This is a genomic window from Haloarchaeobius pelagicus (assembly GCF_051207375.1).
Classification (GTDB): Archaea; Halobacteriota; Halobacteria; order Halobacteriales; family Natrialbaceae; genus Haloarchaeobius.
Window position 1 is genome coordinate 1,117,179 of the sequence record NZ_JBPJZD010000002.1, and the last position, 9,679, is coordinate 1,126,857.

The following is a 9,679-nucleotide window of genomic DNA, read 5'->3' on the forward strand; positions in this document are numbered from 1 at the left end:
CTGCGACAGCCCAGGGTTCGGCTTTTTCTTCGCGGTGTAGGCACGGCGGACTCGGCCGGGGCGGCCGGCGGACGAAATCGTGCGCTTCGGAATAGCTAACTGACTGACCCGAGGAAGCAGACACAAGAGATGCAACTAGCAGCGACACAGGCCGCGGTCCTCGAAACCGCGAGCGCGACCGACCCGAAGTCGGTCGTGGCGCTGGCCGACGAGCTGGGCGAGAAGCCCGAGTCGGTCGCGGGCGCGGCCTTCGACCTGGAAGCACAGGGCCTCCTCACCATCGAGGAGCGAACCACAGAACACGTCGAACTCACCGACGAGGGCGAGCGCTACATCGACGAGGGCCTGCCCGAGGTCCGCCTGTACGAGGCGGCCGTCGAGGTCGGCGCGACCGACGAGCCCGTCTCGATGGGGCAGGTCATCGGGGCGTCCGGCCTCGGCGACCTCGTCGACATCGCGCTCGCCAACTACGCCCGGAAGGGCTACGGCGAGATAGACAGCGGCGAACTCTCCGCGAACGCGGACGCCGACCCCGAGGCCGACGAGGAGGCCCGGGCGCTGGCGGCCCTGCAGGCCGGCGAGTCCGTGACCGATTCGGGAGTCCTCGACCAGCTCGAACGCCGCGGTCTCGTCGAGCGCGTCGAGCAGACCGACCGACTCGTCACGCTCACCGACGAGGGCGTCACCGCCATGATGGAGGGCGTCGAGGTGGCCGAGTCCGTCGGCCAGCTCACCCCCGAACTGCTCACCAGCGGCGAGTGGCAGGACGTCGAGTTCGCCGAATACAACGTCCAGGCCGACGCCGAGACGCTCTACGGCGGGAAGAAGCACATCCTCCGCCAGACCGCGGATAGGGTCAAGGACGTGCTCGTCGGGATGGGCTTCCAGGAGATGGAGGGCCCGCACGCCGACGCGGAGTTCTGGATCAACGACTGCCTGTTCATGCCCCAGGACCACCCTGCCAGAACGCACTGGGATCAGTTCGCGCTGGACGTCCCGCCGATGCAGGACCTCCCCGAGGACCTCGTCGACCGGGTCGAGGACGCCCACAAGAACGGCGTCGGGCCCGACGGCGACGGCTACCACTCGCCGTGGACCGAGGACGTGGCACGCGGGGTCGACCTCCGCGGACACACCACCTCGCTGTCGATGCGCTACCTCTCCGGCGAGGCGGTCGGCGACCTCGAACCGCCCCAGCGGTACTTCTCGGTCGAGAAGGTGTACCGGAACGACACGCTCGACGCGACCCACCTGCTGGAGTTCTTCCAGATCGAGGGCTGGGTGATGGCCGAGGACCTCTCGGTGCGTGACCTCATGGGCACCTTCACCGAGTTCTACGAGCAGTTCGGCATCACCGACCTGCAGTTCAAGCCGCACTACAACCCGTACACGGAGCCGAGCTTCGAGCTGTTCGGCGAGCATCCCCGGACCGGGGAACTCGTCGAGATCGGGAATTCGGGCATCTTCCGCGAGGAGGTGCTCCGCCCGCTCGGCGTGGAGTGCGACGTGATGGCGTGGGGGCTCGCCCTCGAACGCCTGCTGATGCTGACGCACGGCTTCGAAGACATCCGGGACGTCCACGGGACGCTGTGTGACCTGGACTTCCTGCGGAACGCGGAGGTGATTCGCTAATGCCAGTCGTAGACGTCGACCCCGACGAACTCAGGAGCCTGACCGGCCACGACGAGAAATCGGACGAAGAGCTGAAGGAGGACATGTTCGGCCTCGGCCTCGAGTTCGAGGGCGAGACCGAAGACGGCGAGTTCCAGCTGGAGTTCGCCCCGGACCGCCTCGACCGTCTCTCCGTCGAGGGCGTCGCGCGCTCGCTTCGCTACCAGTACGGCGACGACCGCGGCGTGTACGTCCCGAAGACGAACGACCCGGACTGGACCATCGAGGTCGACGAGTCCGTGCCCGACGACCGCCCGTACGTCACTGGGGCCGTGATTCGCGGCGTGAACCTCAGCGAGTCGGCACTGGATTCGCTCATCCAGCTGCAGGAGAAGCTGCACGCGACGATGGGCCGAAAGCGCGTCAAGGGTGCCATCGGCATCCACGACCTGACGATGCTGAAAGGAGCTTCCACCGGTGACGACGGCGGCAACAGCATCCAGTACGTCGGCGTCGAACCCGACGAGGACGTGTTCGTCCCGCTCGACGCCGACGTGGAGATGACGCCCGCGGAGGTCCTGACCGACCACCCGACCGGCGAGAAGTACGCCGACGTCATCGCCGACTACGAGCGCTACCCGGCCATCTACGACGACATCGGGCTGTTCTCGTTCCCGCCGGTCATCAACGGCCGCCGGACCGAGGTCAGCACCGACTCGCGGGACCTGTTCGTCGAGCTGACGGGCACCGACCAGTGGACCATCGACAAGATGTGCAACATCATCTGCTACGCGCTCGACGCCCGCGGTGCGACCATCGAGGCGGTCACCGTCGACTACCCCGACAAGGACGTCTACGCCGGGGAGAAGGTGGAACTGGTCGCACCCGACGTCGACCTCGTCCGCCCGAACTTCGAGACGAGCGACAAGACGGTCCGCCACAGCCGCATCGAGTCGCTGCTCGGCATCAACCTCGACCCGGCGGAGGTCGTGGACCTGCTCGAACGCGCGGGACTCGACGCCATCCAGGAGGACGATCAGGGCGAACTCGTCTACGAGGTGGACGTGCCGCCGTACCGCGTGGACGTGCTCCACCCGCTCGACATCGTGGACGACGTGGGCCGTGCCTACGGCTTCAACGAGCTCGAACCGACGTACCCCGAGGTCGGGACCGTCGGCGGCCGCCACGAGCGAACGGGCCTCGAGGACGCGGTCCGCGACCAGCTCGTCGGGCTCGGCTTCGAGGACATGCTCAACTTCCACATGATCAACGAGGGCGAGAACTACGAGCGCATGCGACTCGACCCCGACGAGGACGACTGCCTGGGCGCTGGCCAGCCCGTGACCATCACGGAGCCCTACAGCGAGGACTACACCATGGTCCGCTCGTGGGCGCTCCCGTCGCTCATGATGGTGCTGGAGAACAACACCCACCGGTCGTACCCGCAGGACATCGCGGAGGTCGGCTTCGCCGCCCACTACGACGAGTCCGAGGACACCTACGTCGCAGAGCGCCGAACGGTCGCCGGTGCGCTCGCCCGCCACGACGCCTCCTACGAGGACGCGAAGGCCCGCCTGCAGGCGCTCGCGCGCAACTTCGAGGTCGAGGTGACGACGCCGCCGACGACCCACCCGTCGTTCATCGACGGCCGAACCGCCGAGGTCCGCATCGACGGTGAGGTCGCCGGTGTGGTCGGTGAGGTCCACCCGGCCGTGCTCGTGGAGCACGACCTGGAGGTTCCGGTGACAGCGTTCGAGTTCGATCTGGACGCGCTGCAGTAACCCGTCTATTCACTTTTTGGTCCAGCTTTTGTGAGTGACGAGTGGTGCGCGGCGCATCGCGCCGCGCCTGCGAGCGGCGACGCCGCGAGCAGAACGAGGAAGGAGACAAAAGGTGGTGGTAGCACGACCTGGAGGTTCCGGTGACCGCGTTCGAGTTCGATCTGGACGCGCTGCAGTAGCGCTTCGGTTCTCTTTTCAGCGCAGCGGTCGCGGGAGACGAGTGCGACGCCCGGCAAAATAGTGGCGTCGAATAGTGGCGTCGAACCGTGGAGTCGCCGTGATTCTCAGGTGCGGCGGTGACCGAGCAGGGCGGTTCCTGCAAGCGCGAGCAGTGCCAGCAGTGCACCGAACCCGGGCGAGCCGTCGGTCGAAATCTCTGTTCCCGAGGTGCCGTTGGTCACCACCATGGTCTCCGTTTCTTCGGCAGTGGTCGTCGAGTCCGTCGGTTGGGCAGTGGCCGTTCCGGCTGTCTTCTCGTCGGGGCTTTCCTCAGTCCCTTCGGCGGCGGCTCCCTGCGCGGTGGTCGTCTGTTCCTGTTGCTCGGAGTCCGACTGGTCCGACCCGCGCTCGACGGTCAGGTCGACGGATGCGGTCGCGGTGGTGTCGGCGCTCTCGAACCACAGGGTGTACGTTCCGGGCGGGACCCCGGCGGCGTCGGCGGTCACCGTGGTATCGGTCCCGTCGACCGTGATGCGGGCGTAGTCCGGGTCGGAATCGTCGTCACCCGGCGAATCGACGGGTTCCCCAGCGCCGAGGACGGCGACGAGGTCGGTCGGCGAGAGGGACGCGGACGTGACGTGGAGGGTGTAGCCGTCCCGGTTGCTCGACACGTCGAGCGTGGCCGTCGTGGTTCCGTCGTCGCCGGCGTTCTCGACGGTGGTCTGGTCTGCGGTGGCGGCGAGTGCCTGCTCGGTGACGGTGAACGTGACCGTGGTGTTCTGCTCGCTGACGAGCCGGTAGGCACCCGGGTCGAGGTCGACCGTCTCGACCGTGAGGGACCCGTCGTCGCCGGTTGCGAGCTGGGCGACGAAGGCCCAGGTGTCGCCGTCCTGTTGCTGGAGTTCGGCAGTCGCGTTGGCGTCGAAGGCGTCGGTCTCGAGGACCTGCCCACGCCAGACTCGGCCGGCGTCGGTCGTCGAGGGGTCGTCCGTGTCCGCCTCGCCGTCGACGAGTTCGAACTGTCGCTGGACCCCGTCACCGTCCACGACGCGGAAGGTTCCGGGCGCGAGGCTGCCCGTCTCGACGAGGAGGGTGCCGGCGCTGTCGGCGGTGAGCTGGGCGACGAAGGCCCAGGTGTCGCCGTCCTGTTGCTGGAGTTCGACGGTCTCGGTCGCGGCGTAGGCGTCGGTCTCGAGGGTCTGGCCGACCTCGTGGGGACCATCGGAGAGGGAGACGGTCTCACTGGTCGAGCCATCGTTCTGGTCCGAGCTGCCGTCGTCGCCGGAGCTACCGTCGTCGCCGGTGCCGCCGTCGTCACCAGAGCCACCATCGTCTCCGGAGCTACCGTCATCGCCGGAGCCGTCATCGCCAGAGCCGCCGTCGTCGCCGGAGCCGCCGTCATCGCCGGAGCTACCGTCATCGCCGGAGCCGCCGTCATCGCCGGAGCTACCGTCATCGCCGGAGCCGCCGTCGTCGCCCTCACCGGCGAGGAGGTCGAACGTCAGTTCGGTGTTGTCGTCAGCCACGAGGCGGAAGGTACCCGGTTCGAGGTCGACCGTCTCGACCGTGAGGGAACCGTCGTCGCCGACGGCGAGTTCGGCCACGAAGGCCCAGGTGTCGCCGTCCTGTTGCTGGAGTTCGACGGTGGTGTTAGCGGCGAAGGCGTCTGTCACGAGCGTATCGCCGACCTCGTGGGGGCCATCCGAGACGTTCGTCACGTTCCCATCGGTGGCGGTGAGTTCGAGCGAGTCGGTCGCCGGCGTGTCCGCGCTGGTGACCGAGAGCGTGTAGTTCCCCGGGCTGACGCCGGTGAAGTTGGCCACGATGTCGGTGTCCGTGCTCGCGTTCGCGACGGCGACGTAGTCGGGGTCGGTGTCCGCGTCGGCGGGGTCGTCTTCGAGGCTCCCGGCGTCGAGGACGCCCGCGAGGTCGGTGGGAGAGAGGGTATCGGCCGTGATGTGGAGGGCGAAGCCGGCGCGGTTGCTCTCCACGTGCAGGGTGGTCGTTGTCTCGTTTCCGGTCGTCTCGACGACGGTGTGCTCTGCCTGGACGCTCAGCGTCTGCTCGGTGACGGTGAAGCCGACCTCGGTCCCGTTGCCGTCGACCAGCCGGTGCTCGCCCGTCGTGCGGTCGAGGGTATCGATGGTCAGGTTCCCGGTGCCGTCGGCGGTGACCTGGGCTTCGGTCACCCAGTCCGTGCCGTTCCATCGCTGGAGGTCGACGGTCGTGTTGGCAGCGAAGGCGTCGGTCTCGAGGGACTGGCCGCGCCAGAGGCGGCCGGCGTCGACGGTGGTGTTTTCGTCGCCGTCGTCCCCGCTGGAGTCGGTGACAGAGAGGTCGAGGTCGTCGGATTCGCCCGTATCAGCGACCACGAACGAGAACGTGTAGGGACCGGTCGCGACGCCGCTGAAGTTCGCCGTGACCCTCGTCGATGTGCTCGCATTCCGGAGCACGACGTAGTCGGGCTCGGTGTCGTCGTCCGTGGGGTCGTCTTCCAGTGTCCCGGCGTCGAGGACGCCCGCGAGCTCGGCCGGTGTCAGGTTGTCGGCCGTGACCTGTACGTCGTAGCCGACACGGTTGCTATCGAGGGCCAGCCCGGCACTGGTGTTGTTTCCGCTGGTCTCGACGGTCGTCACGTTCGAGCCGATGGAGAAGGTCTGTTGTGAGACGGCGAACTCGAGGACCGTCCCGTTCCCGTCGGTCAGGCGGTAGTCGTCGGTCTCGAGGTCGGCCGTCTGGACGGTCACGTGTCCGGTCTCGTTGGGGTACGCCTCCGAGACGAACTGCCAGCCAGAACTACCCTTCCGCTCCAGTTCGACCGACGCGTTGGCGTCGAAGGCGTCGGTCTCGAGGACCTGCCCGGCCCAGTAGCGACCACCGTCCTCGATGGGCGGGCTGGTGGTCGCGGTGACGGCGGGGATGGCGGCGGTCGCGACGAGCGATACGGCAAGTACCAGTGCGAGTAGCTGACTCGCGCGGAGAGGGCTCAGTGTCATCGTCGGGGACGTCCCACCGCTGGGCAGCCAGACCGTGACAGCCAGCGAGCAGGGCGCATTCTCGAAAATTTTTCACCCAACATATTTGTAACTTGTTGTGTCTCTCCGCTGGAATTCGGCCGGTCCCTGGAAGACGAACGAGAAATCGAATGCTCCGGGACGCTGGCGCTCTACGTAGCCGTCTACAGGTCCGCCCCGACCGCGGCCTCGACGGAGTCGAACCCGTCACGTTCGAGCAGGTCGAGCAGGCCGCGGTTGATGTCGCGCGCGAGGGAGGGACCCTCGTACACGAGGCCGGTGTAGAGCTGGACGAGCGAGGCCCCGGCGCGAATCTTGTCGTAGGCACCCTGAGCGTCCGAGACGCCACCGACGCCGATGACCGGGACGTCGACGCGCTCGGCGACGAAGCGGATCATCTCGGTGGCGCGGTCCTCGATGGGCGCACCCGAGAGCCCGCCGGTCTGGGCTGCATTGGGACTCTGAAGGGAATCCGGGCGTTCCGTGGTCGTGTTGGTCGCGACGACACCGTCGAGGTCGAGGTCGGTCACGATGTCGAGGGCGTCCTCGATGGCCGGCTCGGGGAGGTCGGGCGAGAGCTTGACGAGCAGGGGGGAGGCACCCGCGTCCTTGACTGCAGCGAGGATGGCCTCCATCTCGTCGCGGTTCTGGAGGTCCCGCATCCCCTCGGAGTTCGGGCAGGAGACGTTGACGACGAAGAAGTCGCCGCCCTCGGCGACCTGTTCGTAGGTGTAGCGGTAGTCTTCGGGGGCCTCCTCGGCGGGTGTGGACTCCGAGAGGGCGATGTTGACGCCCACGGGGATGTCCGGGCGGTTCAGCTTTCGGAGGCGGCGGCCGACGCGGTCGGCACCCTGGTTGTTCAGCCCCATGCGGTTGACGATGGCGCGGTCCTCGCGGAGCCGGAACATGCGCGGGCGCGGGTTGCCCGGCTGTGCTTCGGCGGTAACGCCACCCACCTCGATGTGGCCGAATCCGAGCGCGGCGACCGCCCGCGGGACCTCGGCGTTCTTGTCGAAGCCGGCGGCGACGCCGACCGGTGCGGGGAACGTCTGGTCGAACACGTCGACGTGGAGCCGGTCGTCGTCGACCCGATATCGGCTCGCGAGTGCTGTCTCTACTGGTGTGTCCTGTACCGCCGACAACAGTCCGTGGACCGTGTTGTGCGCTGTCTCTGCGGGCAGCGCGAAGAACAACGGCCTGGCGACGTCGTAGAGAGTCATCTACGCATCAGGGGGATACCGACCCGTAAAAGCGTCCCGAAGCCCCGGCGACCGATGGTACGTTGCTTAGAACTCGTGTTCGACCTCGTCCTTGTCTGCTTTCTGGATGATGATCTTGTCCTCCCGCACGCGTACGAAGACCTCGTCTCCGATCTCCATGCCGGCGACCGCAAGCTCGTCTTCGTGGAGGTTGATGTGCACGTTGTGGTATTCCCCGTTCTCGTCTTTGGCACCACTCGGGCTCAACTTCTTTTTCCGTACCATCGCGGTAGTCTATCTCGTGTGTTCGCCACAGGACATACATAAGTGTTTTCTACGGCTGAACACGCGGCGACACGTCACGCGCACAGAATATTCCACGCGTGGAATTCGGCCCAAAACCGGGAATCAGGAGACGGGACCGACCCCGGTTTTGGGGCCCGTATATAAACACATCGTCGCCGTCACCCGTTTTCGGGGGATATCTTTATCACGGGTCGTGTGTTGCGTTGACATGGAGGGAAAAATCATGGTACGTGAAGATGGTAAGCGAAACTTCGCGCTGCGTGAACAGAACGGCGAATCAAGTGTCTTCTCGGGCAACACGCCACGACAGGCAGCGCTGAAGGCTGCGCGGCGACTCGAACCGGCACCGAGTGAGGGCGATGCTGACCGCATCGAGCTCCGACTCCGCGAGAAAGGCACCGACAAGGTCCACATCTACGAGGGATGGGCCTGGCGCGAGACCGCGCCGGACGACAAACCGGACTGGATGCCGAGCGAGATCACCGAGGCGAACGTCTCCAAGAAGGGTATCGAACACCTCGAAGAGTGAGGTTCGGTACTCGAGCGCGACTCGCGCGAGTACACGCGAATCAACAACCGTTTTTAGGAGGACACCGCACTCAGTCGTACGCGGTTCACACCCGACCAGACCTGACGCGACCAGCGAGGGATGACCGGTCGGCCTCCACCCGCGTCACATCGTTCTGACCAACGACCTCGGAGCGGCTGCACTGTCGTGACCGTGGTTGCCTCTGTGTGACCGCTGTCTCACGTCAACAGGTTCTCACACCGCGCGCAGTTCGACGAGGTTAAATGTCTCACCCTACTCTCTCAGGATGTGAACGACGTGGCGCTCAGCGCCACCCCCTCCGGCCGTGACCCGGCACGGAGGCAGGCACGTTTCCAGCGCCGTCGGCATCGACACGCTGGTCCCGTCGAGGAACCCTCGGCGTCGGACTCGATTCGATGCCCTTATACGTACGAGCGCGCTGGGATAAGAACGCAGAAAGCACATACGCGATTCGGGACGCGTTGAACTCGTGTCCCAATCTCGGACCATGTCTGCCGGGGTCGCCCCGGCGGAAGCACGCGAACTTCGATGGGTTTAATACCTGTCTCGGAGTACGTTCAGGTCCGAAAGGAAATGAGGATTCCACCCCTGCGGTCCGCCGTATACGATGGAATCTGATGTTAGCCTTGGTAGTTCGGTGACGCCTGATCGGCCACGCCGGTCGGTTCACCGAACATGGACCACGCAATGCAATGGATACACCATTCACATGGTGTACCCGCCAAGCCCCCCGAGCATCAGCTCGGGAGCATTCCGGTTGATCCTGCCGGAGGTCATTGCTATTGGAGTCCGATTTAGCCATGCTAGTTGCACGAATTCATATTCGTAGCAGATAGCTCAGTAACACGTGGCCAAACTACCCTATAGACCAGAATAACCTCGGGAAACTGAGGCTAATGCTGGATACTCCTCTATTCCTGGAATGGATTGAGGTACAAATGCTCCGGCGCTATAGGATGTGGCTGCGGCCGATTAGGTAGACGGTGGGGTAACGGCCCACCGTGCCAATAATCGGTACGGGTTGTGAGAGCAAGAGCCCGGAGACGGAATCTGAGACAA

The 9,679-nt window shown here is 65.8% G+C and carries 6 protein-coding genes and 1 rRNA gene; 4 read left to right on the forward strand and 3 right to left on the reverse strand.

Annotated features, from left to right (window positions below; translation table 11 throughout):
* Positions 1-129 precede the first annotated feature (129 nt).
* Together pheS and pheT are read left to right on the forward strand one after the other, a co-directional pair.
* Complete coding sequence (pheS, locus tag ACSC1S_RS18215) at positions 130-1,632, forward strand: phenylalanine--tRNA ligase subunit alpha (RefSeq protein ID WP_435365521.1); 1,503 nt, start codon at positions 130-132, stop codon at positions 1,630-1,632.
* Complete coding sequence (pheT, locus tag ACSC1S_RS18220) at positions 1,632-3,392, forward strand: phenylalanine--tRNA ligase subunit beta (RefSeq protein ID WP_435365522.1); 1,761 nt, start codon at positions 1,632-1,634, stop codon at positions 3,390-3,392. Before pheS ends, pheT begins: the two co-directional genes overlap by 1 nt.
* Positions 3,393-3,676: 284 nt before the next feature.
* Here the strand turns inward: pheT and ACSC1S_RS18225 are convergent, their stop codons facing one another.
* From ACSC1S_RS18225 to ACSC1S_RS18235, 3 genes are all read right to left on the reverse strand, one after another.
* Positions 3,677-6,547, reverse strand: a complete 2,871-nt coding sequence (locus ACSC1S_RS18225; protein ID WP_435365523.1) for a PGF-CTERM sorting domain-containing protein — start codon at positions 6,545-6,547, stop codon at positions 3,677-3,679.
* Positions 6,548-6,729: 182 nt separating this feature from the next.
* Entirely contained in the window at positions 6,730-7,785 is a 1,056-nt protein-coding gene (locus ACSC1S_RS18230) for a quinone-dependent dihydroorotate dehydrogenase (RefSeq protein ID WP_435365524.1), read from the reverse strand.
* 66 nt (positions 7,786-7,851) lie between these two features.
* A complete protein-coding gene (locus tag ACSC1S_RS18235) occupies positions 7,852-8,049 on the reverse strand; it encodes a hypothetical protein (RefSeq protein ID WP_121816299.1) in 198 nt (65 codons plus the stop codon).
* A gap of 244 nt (positions 8,050-8,293) precedes the next feature.
* Here ACSC1S_RS18235 and ACSC1S_RS18240 point away from each other — a divergent pair, with 244 nt between their 5' ends.
* Positions 8,294-8,599, forward strand: a complete 306-nt coding sequence (locus ACSC1S_RS18240) for a non-histone chromosomal MC1 family protein (protein ID WP_435320210.1) — start codon at positions 8,294-8,296, stop codon at positions 8,597-8,599.
* A 771-nt stretch (positions 8,600-9,370) separates the two neighbouring features.
* Positions 9,371-9,679: ribosomal RNA gene (locus ACSC1S_RS18245) — 16S ribosomal RNA — on the forward strand; the annotation flags it as partial.

Coding starts and splice junctions, on each gene's coding strand:
- ACSC1S_RS18230 (WP_435365524.1), bottom strand. CDS start 7,785: ATGACTCTCTACGACGTCGCCAGGCCGTTGTTCTTCGCGCTGCCCGCA.
- pheT (WP_435365522.1), top strand. CDS start 1,632: ATGCCAGTCGTAGACGTCGACCCCGACGAACTCAGGAGCCTGACCGGC.
- ACSC1S_RS18235 (WP_121816299.1), bottom strand. CDS start 8,049: ATGGTACGGAAAAAGAAGTTGAGCCCGAGTGGTGCCAAAGACGAGAAC.
- ACSC1S_RS18225 (WP_435365523.1), bottom strand. CDS start 6,547: ATGACACTGAGCCCTCTCCGCGCGAGTCAGCTACTCGCACTGGTACTT.
- ACSC1S_RS18240 (WP_435320210.1), top strand. CDS start 8,294: ATGGTACGTGAAGATGGTAAGCGAAACTTCGCGCTGCGTGAACAGAAC.
- pheS (WP_435365521.1), top strand. CDS start 130: ATGCAACTAGCAGCGACACAGGCCGCGGTCCTCGAAACCGCGAGCGCG.